This window comes from Mesorhizobium sp. P3_A9 (assembly GCF_056402975.1).
The window spans coordinates 1-21,308 of the sequence record NZ_JBFUGJ010000074.1 but is presented as its reverse complement, the minus strand read 5'-3'; the positions used below and the strand labels follow the sequence as shown (position 1 = coordinate 21,308).

At 62.5% G+C, this 21,308-nt stretch carries 16 protein-coding genes; 10 read left to right on the top strand and 6 right to left on the bottom strand.

The genetic code is table 11. The annotated features are described in order from the left end of the window. Positions 1-40: 40 nt before the first annotated feature. Entirely contained in the window at positions 41-2,047 is a 2,007-nt protein-coding gene (locus tag AC1DX0_RS13315; protein ID WP_477355667.1) for an SDR family NAD(P)-dependent oxidoreductase, read from the top strand. A 149-nt stretch (positions 2,048-2,196) separates the two neighbouring features. Beyond that, positions 2,197-2,751 (top strand): sugar transferase, encoded by a 555-nt coding sequence (locus AC1DX0_RS13310; RefSeq protein WP_477219580.1) that lies wholly within the window; start codon positions 2,197-2,199, stop codon positions 2,749-2,751. Here the strand turns inward: AC1DX0_RS13310 and AC1DX0_RS13305 are convergent. Next, positions 2,730-3,683, bottom strand: coding sequence for a UDP-glucose 4-epimerase family protein (locus AC1DX0_RS13305; protein WP_477219579.1), 954 nt, complete (start codon positions 3,681-3,683; stop codon positions 2,730-2,732). The two genes, AC1DX0_RS13310 and AC1DX0_RS13305, sit on opposite strands and share 22 nt — an antisense overlap. An 18-nt stretch (positions 3,684-3,701) precedes the next feature. Continuing rightward, positions 3,702-4,868: an O-antigen ligase family protein gene (locus AC1DX0_RS13300; RefSeq protein WP_477355664.1), complete on the bottom strand. Its 1,167-nt coding sequence runs from the start codon at positions 4,866-4,868 to the stop codon at positions 3,702-3,704. A gap of 592 nt (positions 4,869-5,460) precedes the next feature. Here AC1DX0_RS13300 and cysD point away from each other — a divergent pair. From cysD to cysQ, 3 genes are read left to right on the top strand one after another with little or no spacing between them, the layout of a single operon-like run. Beyond that, the gene (cysD, locus tag AC1DX0_RS13295; RefSeq protein ID WP_095198602.1) at positions 5,461-6,366 is read left to right on the top strand and encodes a sulfate adenylyltransferase subunit CysD; all 906 of its coding nucleotides are present in this window, start codon (positions 5,461-5,463) and stop codon (positions 6,364-6,366) included. A 2-nt stretch (positions 6,367-6,368) separates the two neighbouring features. Continuing rightward, positions 6,369-8,306, top strand: a complete 1,938-nt coding sequence (gene cysN, locus AC1DX0_RS13290) for a sulfate adenylyltransferase subunit CysN (RefSeq protein ID WP_477219577.1) — start codon at positions 6,369-6,371, stop codon at positions 8,304-8,306. A 7-nt stretch (positions 8,307-8,313) separates the two neighbouring features. Beyond that, positions 8,314-9,105 (top strand): 3'(2'),5'-bisphosphate nucleotidase CysQ, encoded by a 792-nt coding sequence (gene cysQ / locus AC1DX0_RS13285; protein ID WP_477219786.1) that lies wholly within the window; start codon positions 8,314-8,316, stop codon positions 9,103-9,105. 13 nt (positions 9,106-9,118) lie between these two features. Here the strand turns inward: cysQ and AC1DX0_RS13280 are convergent, their stop codons facing one another. The 4 genes from AC1DX0_RS13280 to AC1DX0_RS13265 form a co-directional block, all read right to left on the bottom strand. Beyond that, complete coding sequence (locus AC1DX0_RS13280) at positions 9,119-10,261, bottom strand: DegT/DnrJ/EryC1/StrS family aminotransferase (protein ID WP_477219576.1); 1,143 nt, start codon at positions 10,259-10,261, stop codon at positions 9,119-9,121. Positions 10,262-10,523: 262 nt separating this feature from the next. Continuing rightward, positions 10,524-11,447, bottom strand: coding sequence for a carbohydrate kinase family protein (locus tag AC1DX0_RS13275; protein ID WP_477219575.1), 924 nt, complete (start codon positions 11,445-11,447; stop codon positions 10,524-10,526). Continuing rightward, positions 11,444-11,890, bottom strand: a complete 447-nt coding sequence (locus AC1DX0_RS13270) for an RbsD/FucU family protein (RefSeq protein ID WP_477219574.1) — start codon at positions 11,888-11,890, stop codon at positions 11,444-11,446. Before AC1DX0_RS13270 ends, AC1DX0_RS13275 begins: the two co-directional genes overlap by 4 nt. Next, positions 11,891-13,117, bottom strand: coding sequence for an ROK family transcriptional regulator (locus AC1DX0_RS13265; protein WP_477355661.1), 1,227 nt, complete (start codon positions 13,115-13,117; stop codon positions 11,891-11,893). Positions 13,118-13,387: 270 nt separating this feature from the next. On the opposite strand from AC1DX0_RS13265, the gene AC1DX0_RS13260 reads away from it, so the two are divergent. The 5 genes from AC1DX0_RS13260 (at position 13,388) to glgB (ending at position 21,296) form a co-directional block, all read left to right on the top strand. Then, positions 13,388-14,365 (top strand): sugar ABC transporter substrate-binding protein, encoded by a 978-nt coding sequence (locus AC1DX0_RS13260; RefSeq protein WP_430515894.1) that lies wholly within the window; start codon positions 13,388-13,390, stop codon positions 14,363-14,365. Between the two features lie 163 nt (positions 14,366-14,528). Beyond that, the gene (locus AC1DX0_RS13255; RefSeq protein WP_477219572.1) at positions 14,529-15,590 is read left to right on the top strand and encodes an ABC transporter permease; all 1,062 of its coding nucleotides are present in this window, start codon (positions 14,529-14,531) and stop codon (positions 15,588-15,590) included. Positions 15,591-15,592: 2 nt separating this feature from the next. Next, entirely contained in the window at positions 15,593-16,375 is a 783-nt protein-coding gene (locus AC1DX0_RS13250; protein ID WP_172231191.1) for an ATP-binding cassette domain-containing protein, read from the top strand. Between the two features lie 132 nt (positions 16,376-16,507). Further along, positions 16,508-18,976: a glycogen/starch/alpha-glucan phosphorylase gene (locus AC1DX0_RS13245; protein ID WP_477355658.1), complete on the top strand. Its 2,469-nt coding sequence runs from the start codon at positions 16,508-16,510 to the stop codon at positions 18,974-18,976. A gap of 106 nt (positions 18,977-19,082) precedes the next feature. After that, entirely contained in the window at positions 19,083-21,296 is a 2,214-nt protein-coding gene (gene glgB / locus AC1DX0_RS13240) for a 1,4-alpha-glucan branching protein GlgB (protein WP_477355655.1), read from the top strand. Positions 21,297-21,308 lie beyond the last annotated feature (12 nt).

Here is a 21,308-nt window from a genome sequence, read left to right as displayed (position 1 = left end):
GTAATGTTCAAGTCCTCTGCCCGGAGTATAGTACTGGCCAATGACTTCCTATGTAAAAGCCGTATCCGGAAGTCGGCCGAAGATGCGGCGCGCCTTCATCATGGTCCAGGATATGGCCATGGTCCTGGTCGCGGTGGCACTTAGTCTCGTCCTCTCCAGGTCAGACCTTTCGTTCGATGCATTCTCCTACGAAGGCTTTGTCACCTGGGCGGGGGTCATTCTCATCAGCCACCTGCTGTTCAGATATTGTGGCCTCTACACGACGATCTGGCGCTTTGCCTCGACCCCGGACTTTTTCAACATTTTGAAGAGCTGTGGGATTCTGACGGTCGTGCTTTACGGCGTCTCGCTGATGTCTCGCCTCTTCCAGCCCGTGGCCGGCCTCAATGAGCGCCAATTCATCGTCTTCTTCCTCGTTTCCTTCACCATCATATCGGCGCCTCGGCTGTTCTACCGATTCCTTCGCGACGGCGCGAGCTGGGGCATCCTCACCCAGAAGGGCAATAAAACGCAGGCCAAGCGGGCGCTGTTCGTCGGTCGGCTTGGCGAGGCCGACCTGATCATCCGCTTCACGCGCACGGCGGAGCCGGCCGACTATTCCATCGCCGGCATCATGGCGACCGAGCGCGGTGCACCGTTGGGCACACGGATTCAAGGTGTTCCCGTGGTGGCGTCGCGGCCGCGCCTGATCGATGTTCTGGAGGACTACGCCGCCGGTACCAAAAGCRTCGACCTGCTKATTTTCGGCARCGGSGYCGAGCRTGARATCGAGGAATATTCCGAGCTKGTKCGTGTCGCCCGCCAYRGCGGCATAGCCGTCGTACAGTTCTCGCGGCTTTCGCAACTGGGGCAGGAGGGAAAGATCGTTCTCGACGAAGTCGAGATGGAAACGATCCTGCGCCGCCCGACGGTGCCGTCCGATATCGAACGCATTGGTGCCTTTGTCGGCGGCAGGCGCGTCCTGGTGACGGGAGGCGCCGGGTCTATCGGCCGCACGCTGGTCAAGCGGTCACTGGAGCTGGGGGCAGGGGCGGTGCTCGTCGCCGACAATTCCGAGTTCGGCATCTTCCAGTTGAGCCAGTATGTCGACGAGAAGGACCACGATCGCCTCAAGGTCCGCATTGTCGATGTCGCGGACCGGCGTCAGATGACGCGTGTCGTCACGGAATTCAAACCGGACATCATCTTTCATGCCGCGGCGCTCAAGCACGTTCCGCTGCTCGAGGAGAACTGGGAATCGGCCATTCAGACCAATGTTTTCGGCACGCTTGTCTGCGCTGAGGTTGCCGCCAAATGTGGCGTTCCGCAGTTCCTGCTCATCTCSAGCGACAAGGCSGTSGAYCCGACCTCSGTGCTTGGCATCACCAAGAGAGCGGCCGAGCAGCTCGTCAGTTCCCTGCATGAAAGCCACGCAGTCGCGCCCGACGGGCGCCGTTCTGGCACCAAGTTCATAGCCGTGCGGTTCGGCAACGTGTTTGGCTCCAACGGTTCGGTGGCGACCATCTTCCAGGCACAGATCGAAGCCGGCGGCCCGGTCACGATTACCGATCGACGCATGACGCGGTATTTCATGACGGTGGCGGAAGCTGTCGACCTGGTCATCATGGCGGCCGCCGACGCACAGTCGCGTGACGGCAAGGACGACTATGCCATCTACATGCTGGACATGGGCAAACCCGTGCCGATTCTCGAAGTCGCGGAAACCATGATCCGCATGGCCGGCAAGACGCCCTATGCGGATATCCCGATCCGCTTCACAGGCATCAGGCCCGGCGAGAAGCTGCATGAGACGCTGCAGGGCGCCAATGAAGAGATCGTCACGCTCGACATCGCCAAGATCTTCGGCCTCAGGACCGATGTCGTGGCGTGGCCGGCGGTTCAGGCCGCGCTGGCTGCGCTGCAGGCGGCAATGAAGAACCAGGACAAGGCTTCCGCCCTTGCGGTGCTGGCGGAACTGCATCGGCCGGAGACATCAGGGCCCGACACGACGCCAGCGCCCGACACGCGGCAGGAAACGGGCTCGAGAACAGTCGGGCAGGCAGGTTAGATACGTTGCAGCTGACGGTTGAATGACGAGATCTTGCCTGGATATCGATACCGAGGCGTTGTCAGAGCAATTCCCAAGGCAAAACGCTACGCGCTTTTCCCGGGAAAACCGGTTCACACTTTTCCTGGAATTGCTCTCGTGATCAGGGGATGGCCGTGAAGGGACTGAAGCGGGCCTTCGATCTCGTCGCGACAACCCTGCTGCTGTTGGTGACGTCGCCTGTTCTGTTGCTCTGCGCGCTTGCGGTGCGGGCATCGTCGCCCGGTCCGGTGATCTTTTCGCAAACGCGGGTCGGTCGCGATGGCGTGTTGTTTCGCTGCCACAAGTTGCGGACGATGGTCCAGGGAACGCCGTCCTTGCCCTCGCACGAAGCGCCGGCGAATGCCGTGACCGCGGTCGGAAGGACCTTGCGGAAGTTCAAGCTTGATGAGCTGCCGCAATTCTGGAACGTCCTGCGGGGCGAGATGAGCCTGGTCGGGCCACGCCCTTGCCTGCCGACACAGACGGAACTGATCGAGAGTCGCAGGCGCTTGGGCGTCTTGGCGGCACTTCCGGGCATTACCGGCATGGCCCAGGTCAGGGGCATCGACATGTCGAACCCGCAGCTTCTGGCCGAAACGGATGCCGCCTATCTCAGGACGGCGTCGTTCTGGCTCGACCTGCGCATCCTGTTTGCAACGCTCTATCGCAAAGGAGGCGACTGAGTGTTTCCGAGCCGCACTATCTCGGCCAGCCGCTCCAGCGTCGTGGTTTCCGGCAGCCAGCCTTCGGATACCAGCAGGGAAGGGTCGCATATCTGTGTCGCCGTCATGCTGTCCCAGGACGTCCGCTTGCCCAGCAGAACCGCGGCTGCCCGCAATGGCCCGGCTGGCACAGCCATCAGCCGCGGAGGCCGTCCAAAACCGTTGCGAAAAGCGCCGACAATGGCCGCGACCGAAACCGGCGGCACATCGCTGGCAACATAGATCGGGCGCAGTCGCCCCGGACGGTTCAGCAGATGCCACACCGCGCCTGCCGCCGCTTGCGATGACAGCAGCGAGCGGGTTCCTGTCAACGCGCCTGCCGGCAGCGGCAGGCCGGTATCGGCCAGTCGCATCAGCGTCGCCAGGTTTCCTTTCATGCCGGTTCCGTAGACCGGAGGCAGCCGCAATACGGTGGCGTCGGAACGGCCATGCGACGCATAGGCGTCCAGCACCATGATCTCTGCTTCGCGCTTCGAGCGCCCATAGGCGCATTGCGGATCGGGTATCGTGTCCGCGTCGATCGCAGCACTGACGCGCGCACCGATCACGGCCCGGATCGAGGAGAGCTGGATGAAGCGTCCGCTTGCCTGCTCGGCGGCGGCTTGCGCCAGCCGTGCACTCAATTCCGTATTGGCCGCCCGAAAATCGGCTTCGGTGGCATTGCCTTCATCATTGTTCAGGCCCGCGCAATGCACGACATCCGTAACGTCCCTGGTAAGCGCCAGGAAGGCAGCCGCCGGCGCATCGAAACCGGGCATCTGCATGGCATCCTGTCCCGGACCAATCCTCTCAGGATAGCGTGACGCGAGACGAAGCTCCGCGCCCGCATCACGAAGCTGATGCACCACCTGACGGCCGATGAAGCCTGTCGCGCCTGTGACCAGGACTTTCATGGCCTTTGCCCTGAACGGCTATTGGGTGGATGGAAGCGCCTGGTCTTGCGCCTGACGTCCTGACGCAAGATACGTTCCCGACACCAGGAAGACCATCAGCACCGAGTCCAGAATGTCGTGACCAACCAGGATGCCCGTCATCCCGGATGTGAGATAGGTGATCACCACGATGACAATCATCGTGGCGCCAAAACGCTCGATCGGATCGGTGCTGTTTCGCAGGACCCGGGCGGCATTTGTGGCGGCCACGACAAAGATCGCCGCCAGCGTCAACGCGCCCAGGAGCCCTGCCTGCACCAGGGCGGTCAGGATGCCGTTGTGAAAATGATTGAAGCCGGCATCCATCCCGAACTGATCCCGGAAGCCTTGTCTTATCAAGAACTGGGTGGCACCCACGCCATGTCCAAACAATGGGGTCTCACGGAACGCCTTGAGGCCTATCTCCCAAAGGGCAACACGGAATCCCAACGAGGTGTCGTAGTGGCTTTGTGCCCCAAGCGCATTCCAGTCGGCGCGCAGAAAGTCGATGCGCCCGGATATCGTCTGGAAGCCGACAGCGCCGACCACGACGCCGACCGCGACCAGCAACAAGAGCAGCCGAACGGCATTCCTGCCTCTCAGCCTGCGCTGGTTGATCAACAGAACGGCGATGCCGGCAATCAGCAGGGCTAGCCAGACGATGCGCGTCTCGGAATAGATGATGGCGATCGTTCCGCCAAGCGCTGCGCAAAGGAGGGCAATCCTGTGTCTCTCGATGCCCGACAAGGCGCCAGCCACACAGACCATCACGGCAAGGCACAGGACCTCCGCGAACACGATCGCATTGCCCGCCCCGCCCTTGGCCCTCATCCCCACCCAATATTGCTGCGCAACGGCCAGCAGCAGTGCGGCGAAACAGGCCGCCAAGCTGCTGAGCACGATGATGCGAACCAGCGTGGTCTTCCGCGAGATGCTCCAGGTCGAATAGGAGGCGGGAAAAAACAGGAAGGTTATGAGCGGAATAAGGCGTGGCGCATCCTGGACGAGCGCGTTGTTGACGATGGACGCCACGAGATTGGCCGCACAATAGGCATAGATCGCGAYCGTCAGCGCCATCATCGCCCGGTCGGTGTTGAAGCGCCTCTTCTTGAAGGCGATCAGCAGAACGGACCACAGACCGCCGCCATTGAACACGAAGCTGACCACCGATCCCAGAACCGGTGGAAAAAAGAAGCAAAGGGTGGAGAAGTAGATATTGATCCGCGAAGGCGTGAGTTGCTGTCTTGCAGACGAAAGCCGGTTCAAGTTTCGGGCTCGCTATTCTCGAGTGGCTTTGTGCGGCACATCCTGTTCAGCCGAACCGAATGTGCTCGCCTCGAAATTGCCCATGCCTGATGACGCATCTTGCCCGCTTCCGGGGCTTGTATAGCGGCTGGGCTGCCTTTTCGATAGTGCGCCGCGGCTCGTTGTCACCGAAAATCGGCGACCGGCGGCCGTCGATTGGGAAAGGGCTCCAGGAGCATTTACCGCCATGGTCTTCCGAGCAATATTTTTCCTGCCTTTTCCCGGCTGGAGGCCTTGCGAACAGAAATTTCCGGGTTATGGCGAAAGCGTGGAAAATTCGTTCTCAAACTGGCCGWTGCCGGGCTCGTCTTGCATTGTTCTGCTCTGCAACGATCTGCTAGAACGCCCGCACGAAACAAGTTTGTCCAGAAGCGATGCTTGAACCGGGCGCAAAAAGCCCGATGATTTGACGCAAGGTCTTCTGGCGCAAGGCACGAGAGAACGCTCACAGTCTATGACCATAGCGCTTACGCATCTGCAGCGGCTTGAAGCCGAATCCATCCACATATTCCGCGAGGTGGCGGCCGCCTTCTCCAAGCCGGTCATGCTCTACTCCGTCGGCAAGGATTCATCCGTGCTGATGCATCTGGCAATGAAGGCGTTCTATCCCGCCAAGCCGCCGTTCCCGTTCCTTCACGTCGACACCACCTGGAAGTTCCGCGAAATGATCGCTTTTCGCGATCAGATGGCGCAGAAACTCGGCTTCGACCTTTTGGTTCATGTCAACGAAGACGGCGTGCGCGACAACATCAATCCGTTCGACCATGGCTCGAACACCCACACCCATGTGATGAAGACCGTGGCGCTGCGCCAGGCCCTCGACAAATACGGTTTCGATGCCGCCTTTGGCGGTGCCCGTCGCGACGAGGAGAAGTCGCGCGCCAAGGAGCGCATATTCTCCTTCCGCAATGCCCAGCATGTCTGGGATCCGAAGAACCAGCGCCCCGAAATGTGGAAGATCTTCAACACCCGCATCGCATCGGGCGAATCGATCCGCGTCTTCCCGCTGTCGAACTGGACCGAGCTCGATATCTGGCAGTACATCCTGCAGGAGAACATCCCGATCGTGCCGCTCTATTTCGCCAAGGAACGGCCGGTGGTGGAACGCGACGGGATGCTGATCCTCAAGGACGACGATCGCATGAAACTGCGCCCCGGCGAGACAGTCGAGAACCGGCTGGTCCGGTTCCGCACTTTGGGCTGCTATCCGCTGACCGGCGCCATCGAATCCGATGCCGACACGCTCGAAGCCATCGTCGGCGAGATGCTGACCGCGCGCACCTCCGAGCGCCAGGGCCGCCTGATCGACCGCGATGAGGCAGGCTCGATGGAAAAGAAGAAGCGCGAGGGGTATTTCTGACCATGCGCCACATCATGGCAAAGAGCCTCGCCCCCACCGACGGCGTCCGCGACTATCTGGCGGCGCAGGAGAAGAAGTCGCTGCTGCGCTTTCTGACCTGCGGTTCGGTCGATGACGGCAAGTCGACGCTGATCGGGCGTTTGCTATCCGACACCAAACAGATCTTCGAGGACCAGCTTGCCGCGCTCGAACGCGATTCGCGCAAGCACGGCACCACCGGCGATGACATCGATTTCGCATTGCTCGTCGACGGTCTCGAGGCCGAACGCGAGCAAGGCATCACCATCGACGTCGCCTACCGCTTCTTCGCCACACCGAAGCGCAAGTTCATCGTCGCCGACACGCCCGGCCACGAGCAGTATACGCGCAACATGGCAACCGGCGCCTCGACCGCCGACCTGGCGATCGTGCTGATCGATGCGCGGCAAGGGGTGCTGCGCCAGACCCGGCGCCATTCGATCATCGCCTCGCTGCTCGGCATCCGCCATGTCGTGCTGGCCGTCAACAAGATCGATCTCGTCGATTTCGACCAGGCGGTTTTCGATCGGATCGTCGAAGACTACGGACAATTCTCGCGCGATCTCGGCTTCCAGACCATCGTGCCGATCCCGATGTCGGCCCGCTATGGCGACAATGTCAGCAGCCGTTCTGACAAGATGCAATGGTATTCCGGTCCGACGCTGATCGAGCACCTCGAGACCGTTTCGGTCGAAGAGGCCGCTGTCGAGCAGCCGTTCCGGTTTCCGGTTCAATACGTCAATCGCCCCAATCTCGATTTCCGCGGCTTTGCCGGCACGATCGCGTCGGGCGCCATCGCGCAAGGCGACGAGGTCGTCGTCGCCAAATCCGGCAAGTCGTCGCATGTCAAACGCATTGTCGCCTATGGCGGCGATCTCAAACAGGCGGTCGCCGGTCAGGCCATCACGCTCGTTCTTGACGACGAGGTTGAGGTCTCACGCGGCAACATGCTGGTTTCGCCGGCCGCCAGGCCGCAGGTCGCCGATCAGTTCGCCGCCAACATCGTCTGGTTCGACGAGCATGCGCTGCTGCCCGGCCGTTCCTACATCCTGCGCACCGAAACCGACCAGACCAGCGCCACCGTCACCGACCTGAAATACCGCATCAACGTCAACGACTTCGCCCACGAGGCGGCCAAGTCGCTTGAAATGAACGAAGTCGGCATCTGCAAYATCTCGACGCGGGCGCCGATTGCCTTCGATCCCTTCGCCGAGAACCGCACCACCGGCGCCTTCATCCTGATCGATCGCATCAGCAATGCCACGGTCGGCGCCGGCATGATCGTGCACTCGCTGCGTCGTGCCGAAAACATCCACTGGCAATCGCTCGACGTCGGCAAGCGCGTGCGCGCCGACATGAAGAACCAGCGGCCCGCCGTGTTCTGGTTCACCGGGCTGTCAGGCTCCGGCAAGTCGACCATCGCCAATTTGTTTGAGAAGAAGCTGTTCGCCACCGGCCGGCACACCTACATTCTGGATGGCGACAATGTCCGCCACGGTCTCAACCGTGATCTCGGCTTCACCGATGCCGACCGCGTCGAGAACATCCGCCGCGTGGCCGAAGTGGCCAAGCTGATGGCCGATGCCGGGTTGATCGTCATTGTTTCGTTCATTTCGCCGTTCAGCGCCGAGCGGCGCATGGCGCGCGAGTTGATGGCCGATGGCGAATTCATCGAGGTGTTTGTCGACACGCCCTTCGAGGAGTGCGCCAGGCGTGACCCGAAGGGCCTCTATGCCCGCGCGCTGAACGGCGAGATCAAGAACTTCACCGGTGTCGATTCACCTTACGAGGCGCCGGAAAACCCGGAAATCCATCTGAAGACACTCGGCAAATCGGCCGAAGAGATGGTAGATGCCCTTGAACACTGGCTGAACGAGCGTGACATTGCCGAAGACCAATATGACAATGGCGGCGGTATCTGACAGGTCGATGCTAGACATCTTCGAGCGGCTGGCCCTGGCCGCCGGACGCGAAGTCATGCGCGTGTTCCACGCCGGCTGTGCGGTCGACCGCAAATCGGACTCCTCGCCGGTCACCGAAGCGGACCGCGAGAGCGAGAAGATCATCCTCGCCGGCCTGCGCGCCGCATTTCCCGACATTCCCTGCGTGGCCGAAGAGGAAGCCGCGGCCGGAATCATGCCGGCTGATCTCGGTGACGCCTTCTTCCTCATCGATCCGCTCGACGGCACCAAGGAATTCGTCAACCGCCGCACCGACTTCACCGTCAACATCGCGCTTGTCCGCCATGGCGTGCCGGAAGTCGGCGTCGTCTTCGCACCTTGCATAGGTCGCTTCTTTTCCGGCTTGCCGGGCAGGGCGGAGAGCCTCGAAATCGATGGTGACTACCAGATCGTCGCCCGCCGACCGATTTCGGTGAGAACGGCAGCGGTGCCGCTGGCCGTCGTTGCCAGCCGCTCCCACAACACGCCGGAAACCGAAGCCTATATTCGTGACCTCGGCGCCGCCGAGATCGTCTCGGTCGGATCGTCCTTGAAATTCTGCCTTCTGGCCAGCGCCGAGGCGGAYGTCTATCCGCGCTTCGGCCGCACCATGGAATGGGACACCGCGGCGGGCGACGCGGTGCTGCGCGCGGCGGGCGGCACGACACGCACGCTGGATGGCAAACCCTTGGCCTACGGCAAGCGCGACCAGGCCGATGACGAGGATTTCGCCAATCCGCATTTCATCGCCAGCGGCAGGGCAGGGGCCAGCCCCGCCTGAGACCGGTTACCGATTACTCGGCTGCGGCCTGCGCCGAGTTCGAGCCGATATAGTTGCGGATCGTCTCGATGATCCGGTCTTGGTCGGCTTCGCTGAGATATGGGTGCATCGGCAGGCACAGGATGCGCTTCGGCAGGTCCTCCGAGACGGCAAGACCGGTCGGCGTGCGCAGGTAGTCGCGATAGGCGACCTGGGCATGCAGCGGCTTGACGTAGTAGATGACGGACGGGATGCCCTTTTCGCCCAGATGCGCCTTCAGACCATCGCGCTTGGGCGTCTCGATCGCGTACTGCGCCCAGGCCGAACGGCTGCCGTCTAGGTTGCGGGCAGCTGTGACGATATCGCCAAGCCCTTCGGCATAGCGGTTTGCCACCACCTGGCGCGCCACCATCTCGTCTTCGAGAATGGCAAGCTTTTCGATCAGGATCGCCGCCTGGATCGTGTCGAGCCGTGAATTGATGCCGACGCGGACATTGTCATATTGCGTCTCGCCCTTGCCGTGGAAGGCGAAGGAACGCAGCTTGTCGGCCAGCGCGTCATCATTGGTGAACATCGCCCCGCCGTCGCCGTAGCAGCCGAGCGGCTTGGCCGGATAGAAGCTGGTCGAGCCGACATGGCCGAAGGCACCGCACATCTTGCCGTCAAGCGACCCGCCCATCGACTGGGCGGCGTCCTCGATCACCAGCAGCCCTTCGCGGTCGGCGATCGCCATGATGGCATCATAGTCGGCGGCAAGGCCGAACAGGTCGACCGGGATGATCGCCTTAGGCTTCAGCCGGCCTTCCTTCTTGATCATGGCGATSGCCGCYTCGAGGCTGGCGATGTCGATGTTGTAGGTCACCGGATCGACATCGACGAAGACAGGTTCGGCCTTGGCCAGCGCCACCACTTCGGCGGTGGCGGCGAAAGTGAAGCTGGGCACGAACACCGCGTCGCCCGGGCCGATGCCGGCGGCAAACAGCGGCAACAGCAGCGCATCGGTGCCGTTGGCGCAGGCCACGACATGCTTGGTGCCGATATAGGCGGCGAGCTTGTTCTCGAATTCGGTGACCTGCGGGCCGAGGATATAGCGCCCTTCTTCGACGACACGGTCGATCGCGGCCTTCAGCCGGTCGCGGATGCGTTCGCGCTGCGCGCCAAGATCAATGAACTGCATGTCGGCCTCAAAAACGGTTCTAACCAGGCGGTTTAGCCAGATAAYGGCCCGCTGGTACCAGAGTTGCGCCTGCCGAGAAAGCCGGGAAGCCAGAGCCGCCAATTGCCGAGATATCGCAGTCTGTTACCGCTGATTTCCGGCGTATATCAGCAAGATGCCGGAAATCCGGGCTTCGTCGGGCGCAATCGGGCCTTTATAGTCCCACTGAGCGGTCCTGCGAAACATAAAGTGATCGGCTGTCTCAACTTAAGTTGAGCGCTGTTCAGGCGATTTCATGCCGCCACGGCGGATTGGCGCCCGCGCGTGACACGGTCACCGCCGCAGCCTTTGCACCAAGCGCCAGCGCCTTGTGGATGGCCTCTTGCGTGAGGTCGCCTATGGCCGCCTTCGTCAGCAGGCCCTGCTCATGCAGGGAGGCGAGGATGCCGGCATTGAACGTGTCGCCGGCGCCGACCGTGTCGACCACCTCGACCTTTTCCGGCATCACGGTGACTGCGTGGTCCTTGGTATAGCCGACAGCACCTTCGCTGCCATGGGTCACGACGATCAGCTTGGGGCCACGGTCGAGCCAGTTGCGGATGACATCCTCATGCGAGCCGGCTTCGCCGAACCAATGGAGGTCTTCGTCCGACAGCTTCACGATGTCGGCCATCGCCATCATGGCGCGGATGCGTCTGAGGTGCTTGGCCTTGTCCGGGATGAAGTTCGGCCGGATGTTGGGATCGAGCATCATGACGCGGCTTGCATGCTCGCGCCGCATGAACTCTTCATAAGCACTGCCGGCGGGCTCCGAGATCAGACTGATCGCGCCGAACAGCATGGCCTCGATCTCGTTGCCAAGCGCTGGCAGGTCATCGATGGTCAACAGGCGTCCGGCTGTGTTCTCGTCGTAGAATGTGTAGGTCGCCTGACCGTTGGTGAGCTTCACGAAGGCCAGCGTCGTTGGCCTTGGCGAGGTGTGGGCATAGGTGGAACTGACCTTGCTCGCCCCCAGCGCGTCCCTGAACTGGCCGCCGAACAGATCCGACGACAGGCCGGAAAAGAAACCGGCCGGTGCGCCAAGCCGGCCAAGAGCGATCGCCGAATTGAACACCGCGCCGCCGACATAGGGGGCGAAGGCCGGCTCGCCCTGCGTCGTGGTGCGCGGCAGCATGTCGATCAGGGCTTCGCCGCAGCAGAGGATCATGGCTTCCTGGTCTCCGGCGGATAGATCACGCCCTTGCGGATGATGATGTTGGCGTAAAGCCTGGGTTCGCTCGTCGCGACGATGGCATGCGCCGATTTGACCCGTGCATAGAAGTCGGCTCCGGCCAGTGCAACCACCTTGCGGCCCGGCGCGTGTTTGGCGCAGATCGCCTCGATCTCGTGATGAACTGGATCGGCGAGCGACGGGTCGCCTTTCACGGACGCGCGAAACAGCGCCTCCGGAACTGCGTCGTCGACCGGCAGGATGCTCAGGATCGCGTCGAGCACCGGAATGAGCGGATGACCGTCGGCGCGGATCAGGCGCCTTGCCTGCTCCTCGGCCGGATAGTTTCCATCGACAAGGGCGATCTCGTCGCCATGGCCCATGGCGCGCAGTGTCGCCAGAAGTTCCGGACCGAGCAGCGTCGGGATCCCGATCAGCATTCAGGCGCTCCTGGAAATCGTCGTCGAACCGATCAGGAAGCGTTCGGACAGCGGCAGGCTGGCGCCGCCGAGCGCTCGGGCATGGATGCCGACGGTTCCCTCGCGAACGGCGGGAAGTTTCAGACCTTCGCCGTCGATTGTCGCGATGGCCGCGATGATGGCATCGACCAGCCGGCGGCGCACCGCCTTCGGCATCCAGCCGTCGATCACCGCCGCCTCGAAATCGATGACCGAGGACGCCGCGACGATGGCATAGGCAAGCGCCTGTGAGGCACTGGCGATCCAGTCGTCGAGTTCGGAACCGATGTCGCCCCAGTCTTCCGGCGATGTCCACAGATGCGAGGCCTCGACGCCCCGCGCATTGAGCGCTTTTTCCAGCATGGCGATGGACGCCACGTCGATCAGCTGGGTCGGCTTGCCGTCCGGTCCCGGCACCGGCATGGAGCCGAGCGCGCCGGCATTGCCGGTCGGGCCGCCGAACAACCGGCCGTTGAGCACGATGCCGCCGCCGGCGAAGGCGCCGATATAGAAATAGACGAAGTCACGCGCGCCGCCCGCCTGGCCGAAGACGAGCTCGGCGCCGCAGGCCGAGGTGGCGTCGTTCTGCAGATAGACCGGAAACTCGCATTGCGCCTGAATGTCGGCCTTGATGTCGCGGTGGCGCCATTCGTCCATGACGTCGCGCGGCGCGCCAGCGGTGTCGGCCCAGTTCCACAGTTCGAACGGCATGGCGATGCCGAGGCCGGCGATGCGCTTGTCCTGCGCCGGTGTCAGTTCGCCACGCATCTTCTTCATCCCTGATGTGACGAATTCCACCGTCTCGCGCGGTGCCGGATAGCGATAGGAGTGCTGCAGCATCGCGCGCACATGGCCAAGAAAATCGATCAGCACCAGTTCCGCGCTGCGGCGGCCGATCTTGAGGCCGATGAAGAAAGCGCCCTCGGGGTTGAGCGCCATCGGGATGGACGGCTGGCCGATCTTGCCGCGCAGCGGCGCCTGACGCACGAGCAGGCCTTCTTCCTCGAGTTCGCGCATGATGACCGAAACCGTCTGSGCCGAAAGCCCGGTCATGCGSGCRATGTCGGATTTSGCCAGRCTGCCRTGCTGRCGCACCAGCGASAGCACCAACCGCTCRTTGTGGTCGCGCATGCCRCTCTGGTTGGTGCCGCGRTGMAKMWGGCTKTCAKYCGCYTCGGGCGAACCGTGCCTCGCAATGSCGGTCTCCACCCTGTTCCTCCCGTCGTTTCYTCTCGATGCTTTTGGGCCAGAATGAGTGAACGAAGCAAGGCTGTCAATAATAAATAAGAGTGATTTAATTATTGACAGAGGTCCCGGTCTGGTGTCTGTTGGAGCCGCGTCCACGCTGGGAGAAATTCGTTGGATGCGCTGTGGATGTCGGTTGGCCGGCATCCGGAATTGGTTCCACTGGGAGGAAATATCGTGACCAATACAAAACTGTTGAAGTCCACCGTGTTTGCGGCGGCGGCCCTGGGCCTGATGGCGTTTGCCTCGTCCGCATCCGCGGCCGGTGTCGGCGCCTGCCTGATCACCAAGACCGACACCAACCCCTTCTTCGTCAAGATGAAGGAAGGCGCGACCGCAAAGGCCAAGGAACTCGGCGTCGACCTCAAGACCTACGCCGGCAAGATCGACGGCGACAGCGAGAGCCAGGTGGCGGCCATCGAAAGCTGCATTGCCGACGGCGCCAAGGGTATCCTGATCACCGCATCCGACACCAAGGGCATCGTGCCGACCGTGAAGAAGGCGCGTGATGCCGGCCTGCTGGTGATCGCGCTCGACACGCCGCTCGACCCGATCGACGCGGCCGATGCGACCTTCGCCACCGACAATCTCGAGGCCGGCAAACTGATCGGCGCCTGGGCCGCCGCGACGCTCGGCGATAAGGCCAAGGACGCCAAGATCGGCTTCCTCGACCTGACGCCCTCGCAGCCGACCGTGGACGTGCTGCGCGACCAGGGCTTCATGATGGGCTACGGCATCGACGTGAAGGACCCCAACAAGATCGGCGACGAAACCGATCCGCGCATCGTCGGCCACGACGTCACCAACGGCAACGAGGAAGGCGGCCGCAAGGCGATGGAGAACCTGCTTCAGAAGGACTCCGGCATCACCGTCATCCACACCATCAACGAGCCGGCCGCTGTCGGTGCCTACCAGGCGCTCAAGGCCGTCGGCCTTGAAAAGCAGGTGCTGATCGTCTCGGTCGACGGTGGCTGCCCCGGCGTGAAGTCGGTTACAGAAGGCGTGATCGGYGCGACCTCGCAGCARTATCCGCTGCAGATGGCGGCRCTCGGCATCGAGGCKATCGCMGCYTTCGCCAAGGACGGMACCAAGCCGAAGCCGACCGAAGGCAAGAAYTTCTTCGACACCGGCGTCAACCTGGTCACCGACAAGCCGGCCACCGGCGTGAAGTCCATCGACACCAAGGAAGGCCTCGCCAAGTGCTGGGGCTGATGCCGGTCTGACTGGCAACAAAACAACCGAAACGGCCGGGGGGACTTGATCCCCGGCCGCTTCGGGTGGACGATGGGTCGCGTGACCGCGAACAATCCCGGCGATAGACCGGAAAGGCGTGGACGGGCGTCAGCGTTTGGCTGACCGCTCACGGGGAGGAAACATGGCTCAAGCTCAGGAATTCGAGAAGGTTCTCTCGAGCAGCGACACCAGCGTCGCCGCTTTTGACGAGCACAAATCGGCCGTCAAGCGCATCCAGCATTTCCTGCATTCGACGCCGGCCGCTGTGCCGCTGATCGTGCTGGTCCTGTCGATCGTCATCTTCGGTATCGCCATCGGCGGACGTTTCTTTTCGTCCTACACGCTGACGCTGATCCTGCAGCAGATCGCCATCATCGGCATTCTCGGTGCCGCGCAGACGCTGGTCATCCTGACCGCCGGCATCGACCTGTCGATTGGCGTGATCATGGTTATTTCCGCCGTGATCATGGGCAATTGCGCGGTCAGTTATGGTATGCCGGCCATTCTCGCCGTGACGATCGGGCTCGCCGCCGGTGCGGCCTGCGGGCTGCTCAACGGGCTGCTGGTCGCCTACATGAAGCTGCCGCCCTTCATCGTGACGCTTGGCACCTGGAACATCGTCATGGCCACGAACTTCATCTATTCGGCCAATGAGACGATCCGCGACACCGACGTCGACGCCCAGGCGCCGCTGCTGCATCTCTTCGCCCTGAGCTTCAAGATCGGCACGGCGGTGCTGACGCTTGGCGTCATCGCCACGGTCGTGCTCGTTCTGATCCTCTGGTACGTGCTCAATCACACGGCATGGGGTCGCCATGTCTATGCTGTTGGTGACGATCAGGAAGCGGCGAAGCTCTCGGGCATCCAGACCAAGAAGGTGCTGATGACGGTCTACACCCTTGCCGGGCTGATCGCCGCTTTCGCTGCCTGGGTCTCCATCGGCCGCAACGGCTCGATCTCGCCGTCAGCCGCCGTCACCGACTACAATCTGCAGGCCATCACCGCGACGGTGATTGGCGGTATTTCCCTGTTCGGCGGGCGCGGCTCGATCCTGGGCACGCTGTTTGGTGCGATGATCGTCGGCGTCGTCTCCATGGGTCTCAACATGATGGGCGCCGATCCGCAGTGGAAAGTGCTGCTAACCGGTGTGCTGATCATCGGCGCCGTGGCGATCGATCAATGGATCAGAAAGGTTTCGGCATAGTCATGACCCAGGAACCCATCCTCACCGCGCGCGGGCTGGTCAAACGTTATGGCCGCGTCACCGCGCTCGACAATGCCGACTTCGACCTTTATCCCGGCGAAATCCTCGCCGTCATCGGCGACAATGGCGCCGGCAAGTCGTCGCTCATCAAGGCGATTTCCGGCGCGGCCGCGCCGGACGAAGGCGAGATCAGGCTCGAAGGCAAACCCGTCGCCTTCAAGTCGCCGATGGAAGCCCGCGAAGCCGGCATCGAGACGGTCTACCAGAATCTGGCGCTGTCGCCGGCCCTGTCGATCGCCGACAACATGTTCCTCGGCCGCGAGATCCGCAAACCAGGCTTCCTCGGCCAGTGGTTGCGCATGCTCGACCGCCCGGCGATGGAAAAGCGTGCCCGCGACAAGCTCACCGAACTTGGCCTGATGACCATCCAGAACATCAGCCAGGCGGTGGAGACGCTCTCGGGCGGCCAGCGCCAGGGCGTGGCGGTGGCGCGCGCCGCTGCCTTCGGCAGCCGGGTGGTGATCATGGACGAGCCGACGGCTGCCCTCGGCGTCAAGGAGAGCCGCCGCGTGCTCGAACTGATCCTCGACGTCAAGAAGCGCGGCCTGCCGATCGTGCTGATCTCGCACAACATGCCGCATGTCTTCGAGGTGGCCGACCGCATCCACATCCACCGCCTGGGCCGTCGCCTCTGCGTCATAGACCCCAAGCAGTATACGATGTCCGATGCCGTTGCCTTCATGACCGGTGCGAAGACACCTCCGGAAGCCGCATTGGCCGCCTGATTTGTCAAATTGCCGCAGGGTAAGCCGGCACGCGCCCATCTAAATCGATTGAATATATGTTGCGATGCGGTAACATGGGCTGGGATGAATGGTGAAAGCCGGTATGATCATTGCAACCGCACGAGAGGCAGCATGACGCGCGCGATGACATCCGAAACCCTTCCCCCACTGCTCGAAAATCCTGATCCGAAGACCCTCGCAAGGGAAGTCTTGATGGCCCTCAAATACAGGGTCGGCAAGGACACCACCGTTGCGACCCAGTACGACTGGCTCACCGCTTCGATCAAGGTCGTGCGCGACCGTATCGTCGATCACTGGATGCAGGCGACCAAAGAGGCCTACGACCAGCAGGAAAAGCGCGTCTATTACCTGTCACTGGAATTCCTCATCGGCCGCCTGATGCGCGACGCCTTTTCCAATCTCGGCTTGATGGACAATATGCGCGAGGCGCTGTCGTCGCTCGGCGTCGACCTCGATCTCATCGCGGCGCTAGAACCCGATGCCGCGCTCGGCAATGGCGGCCTCGGCCGGCTCGCCGCCTGCTTCATGGAAAGCATGGCAACGGTCGACATTCCTGCGCATGGCTACGGCATCCGCTACGCCAACGGCATGTTCCGCCAGGAGATTCAAGGAGGCTGGCAGGTCGAATTGCCCGAGACCTGGCTCGATCACGGCAACCCCTGGGAATTCGAACGGCGCGAACGCTCCTTCGAGGTCGGCTTCGGCGGCTCGGTGGAATCGATCACGTCGAAGGACGGCCGGCTCGAGCGCCATGTCTGGAAGCCGACCGAGCATGTCCTGGCTGTTGCCTACGACACGCCTGTCGTCGGCTGGCGGGCAAACCGCGTCAACACGCTGCGGCTCTGGTCCGGCATGCCGATCGATCCGATCCTGCTCGACAAGTTCAATGCCGGCGACCACATCGGCGCGCTCGCCGAAAGCAACAAGGCCGACGCCCTGTCGCGCGTCCTTTACCCCGCCGATTCCCACAAGGCAGGGCAGGAGCTGCGGCTCAGGCAAGAGTACTTCTTCTCCACGGCTTCGCTGCAGGACATCGTGCAGCGGCATCTCAGCCAATATGGTGACCTGAAGTCGCTGCCCGACAAGGCGGCGATCCAYYTSAACGACACCCAYCCGGCSATYGCKGTGCCSGAGYTGATGCGGCTYTTGATGGATGTCCACGGCATGGACTTCGACCTTGCCTGGGATGTCACCAAACGCACCTTCGGCTACACCAACCACACGCTTCTTCCCGARGCGCTGGAAAGCTGGCCGGTGCCGCTGTTCGARCGGCTTTTGCCGCGCCACATGCAGATCGTCTACGCCATCAACGCGCAGGTGCTTCTGGAAGCGCGCGCCACCAACCWGTTCTCGGAYGAGCAGATCAGCCGCATCTCGCTGATCCAGGAGAATGGCGACCGCCGCGTGCGTATGGGCAATCTGGCTTTTGTTGGCTCGCACTCGATCAACGGCGTCTCGGCGCTGCACACCGAGCTGATGAAGGAAACGGTGTTCGCCGACCTGCACAAGCTCTATCCCGATCGCATCAACAACAAGACCAACGGCATCACGCCGCGGCGCTGGCTGATCCAGTGCAACCCCGGGCTGACCTCGCTCGCCCGCGAGGCGATCGGCGACCGCTTTCTCGACGACATCGACGCCATCAAGGGGCTCGACGGCTTTGCCGATGACAGCGCGTTCCGGGAGAAGTTCGCGGGCGTCAAGCGGCAGAACAAGGCGCGCCTGGCCAATCTCGTCGCCGACCGGCTCGGCATCAAGGTCGACCCCTCGGCGCTGTTCGACATCCAGGTCAAGCGCATCCACGAATACAAGCGCCAGCTTCTCAACATCCTCGAGGCGATCGCGCTTTACGACCAGATCCGTTCGCATCCCGAGCGCGACTGGATGCCGCGCGTGAAATTCTTCGGCGGCAAGGCGGCGCCCAGCTATCACAACGCCAAGCTGATCATCAAACTTGCCAACGACGTCGCCAGGGTCATCAACCGCGACCCGGCCGTTCGCGGTTTGCTGAAGGTGGTGTTCGTGCCGAACTACAACGTCAGCCTGGCCGAGGTGCTGATGCCGGCCGCTGACCTGTCCGAGCAGATATCGACCGCCGGCATGGAAGCGTCGGGCACCGGCAACATGAAGTTCGCGCTCAACGGCGCACTGACCATCGGCACGCTCGACGGCGCCAATGTCGAGATCAAGGACTGCGTCGGCGACGACAACATCTTCATCTTCGGCCTCACCACGGCCGAGGTCGCCGAGCGGCGCAACAATGGCTACAACCCGCGCGCCGTGATCGAGGGCTCCCCCGAACTGGCGCAGGCGGTCGCGGCCGTTTCATCGGGTGTCTTCTCGCCCGACGATCCCGATCGCTATCGCGACCTGATGAACGGCCTCTACAACACCGACTGGTTCATGGTTGCCGCCGATTTCGACGCCTACGCCGCCGCCCAGCGTGATGTCGACGCTGTCTGGCGCAACAGCCCGGACTGGTATGCCAAGGCAATCCGCAATGTCGCSCGCGTCGGCTGGTTCTCKTCCGATCGYACGATCCGCCAATAYGCGAAAGAAATCTGGAACGTGCCYGYCTGATRTGATTGCATGAGGCCACGAACAATGTGGTCCCGGTGATGCGGGTTGACTGCCAACTCGCATCGCCAGAAACAAACACCTGGTGCCCTGGGAGGGACACYGCCTGATGAGGAAACCGCGCGCGACCGCTACGACAAGCGGGCCGGACGGACTGGCGCCAGCCGGCGATGTTGCGGCGATTGTCGCCGGCACGCACGGAGATCCGTTTGCGGTCCTTGGTGTCCATGAKGTCGGCAAGGGCCTGTTTGCCCGTTGTTTCGTTCCGCATGCCGAGACCGTAACGGCCTATACGCTGACCGACATCGAGGCTGGTCAATTGTCCAGGCGAGACGATGCCGGCTTCTTCGAAGGCAAGCTGTCGATCAAGAAGCGGCAGCCGCTGCGCTATCACGCTAGGAACGCCGGCGGCGACTGGTGGCTGACCGATCCCTATTCATTCGGCCCGGTGCTCGGGCCTCTGGACGATTATTATATCGCCGAGGGTTCGCACCTCCGGCTGTTCGACAAGCTTGGCGCGCATGTCATCGAGCACGAAGGCGCCACCGGCGTGCATTTCGCCGTCTGGGCTCCCAATGCAAAACGCGTCTCGGTGGTCGGCGATTTCAACGACTGGGACGGCCGCCGCCACACGATGCGCGATCGCCGCGACACTGGCATCTGGGAATTGTTCGTGCCCGACATCGGTGCCGGGCGGCCCTACAAATACGAGATCATCGCACCCGATGGCGTCAGGCTGCCGCTGAAGGCGGACCCGTTTGCGTTCAAGTCCGAACTGCGTCCGGCCACGGCTTCGGTTGTTGCCGTGCCGCCGGCGCATGAGTGGGGCGATGAGGCGCACCGCAATTTCTGGCGCAATGCCGATCACCGCCGCGAAGCCATCTCGATCTACGAAGTCCATGCCGGTTCCTGGCAGCTTCGCGACGACGGCACGTTCCTGTCATGGGACGAACTGGCCGACCGGCTGATCCCCTATGCGGTCGAGACCGGCTTTACCCACATCGAGTTCATGCCGATCTCCGAACATCCCTATGACCCGTCCTGGGGTTATCAGACAACCGGGCTTTACGCGCCGTCGGCCCGTTTCGGCGATCCGGACGGCTTTGCCCGTTTTGTCGATGGGGCGCATCGCGCCGGCGTCGGCGTCATCCTCGACTGGGTGCCGGCGCATTTTCCGGTCGACGCGCATGGCCTTGCCCATTTCGACGGCACCGCGCTCTACGAGCATGCCGATCCGCGCAAGGGCTTCCATCCCGACTGGAACACCGCGATCTACAATTTCGGCCGCCGCGAGGTGGTGTCGTTCCTCGTCAACAACGCATTGTTCTGGGCCGAGAAATACCATGTCGACGGTTTGCGCGTCGATGCGGTCGCCTCGATGCTCTACCTCGACTATTCGCGCAAGGCCGGCGAATGGATCCCCAACGAGAAGGGCGGCCGCGAGAACCTCGAGGCGGTCTCGTTCCTGCAGAAGATGAACAAGGAGGTCTACGGCCACCATCCGGGCGTCATGACCATCGCCGAGGAATCGACCTCATGGCCGAAAGTCTCGGCGCCGGTGCACGAAGGCGGGCTGGGCTTCGGCTTCAAGTGGAACATGGGCTTCATGCACGACACGCTGGAGTATTTCGCCAAGGAGCCGATCTTCCGCAAGCACCACCACAACGACCTGACCTTTGGCCTGACCTACGCCTTTTCGGAGAATTTCGTGCTGCCGCTCTCGCATGACGAGGTCGTGCACGGCAAAGGCACGCTGCTGGGCAAGATGGCCGGCGACGACTGGCAGAAATTCGCAACACTGCGGGCCTATTACGGCTTCATGTGGGGCTATCCTGGCAAGAAGCTCTTGTTCATGGGCCAGGAATTCGCGCAGCGCCGCGAATGGAGCGAGGCGCGTGCGCTCGACTGGAACCTGCTTGATTTCCGCCCGCATCGCGGCGTCTGGCAGACGGTGCGCGATCTCAACTATCTCTATCGTTCGCGCCCGGCGCTGCATGGSCGCGATTGCGAGCCGGAAGGCTTCTCCTGGCTGATCGTCGACGACAGCCAGAATTCGGTTTTTGCCTGGGTGCGCAACGCGCCGGGCGGCAGCCCGGTGGCCGTCATCTCCAACTTCACGCCGGTGCCGCGCGACAATTATCGTGTGCCGCTGCCCAAGGCTGGCAAGTGGCGCGAGATCATCAACACCGACGCATCCGAATATGGCGGCTCCGGCATGGGCAATGGCGGCATTGTCGAGGCAAGGGCAGAGGGCAAGAGCATCTCGGCAACGATGCTTCTGCCGCCGCTGTCGACGATCATGCTCGAACTCATTGCCGACTGAGGCCGGCAAGGC

Excerpts from the sequence above, each read along its gene's own strand:
- cysD (WP_095198602.1), top strand. The coding sequence starts at position 5,461 with ATGACCATAGCGCTTACGCATCTGCAGCGGCTTGAAGCCGAATCCATC.
- AC1DX0_RS13250 (WP_172231191.1), top strand. The coding sequence starts at position 15,593 with ATGACCCAGGAACCCATCCTCACCGCGCGCGGGCTGGTCAAACGTTAT.
- AC1DX0_RS13305 (WP_477219579.1), bottom strand. The coding sequence starts at position 3,683 with ATGAAAGTCCTGGTCACAGGCGCGACAGGCTTCATCGGCCGTCAGGTG.
- AC1DX0_RS13275 (WP_477219575.1), bottom strand. The coding sequence starts at position 11,447 with ATGATCCTCTGCTGCGGCGAAGCCCTGATCGACATGCTGCCGCGCACC.
- AC1DX0_RS13310 (WP_477219580.1), top strand. The coding sequence starts at position 2,197 with ATGGCCGTGAAGGGACTGAAGCGGGCCTTCGATCTCGTCGCGACAACC.
- AC1DX0_RS13255 (WP_477219572.1), top strand. The coding sequence starts at position 14,529 with ATGGCTCAAGCTCAGGAATTCGAGAAGGTTCTCTCGAGCAGCGACACC.
- AC1DX0_RS13270 (WP_477219574.1), bottom strand. The coding sequence starts at position 11,890 with ATGCTGATCGGGATCCCGACGCTGCTCGGTCCGGAACTTCTGGCGACA.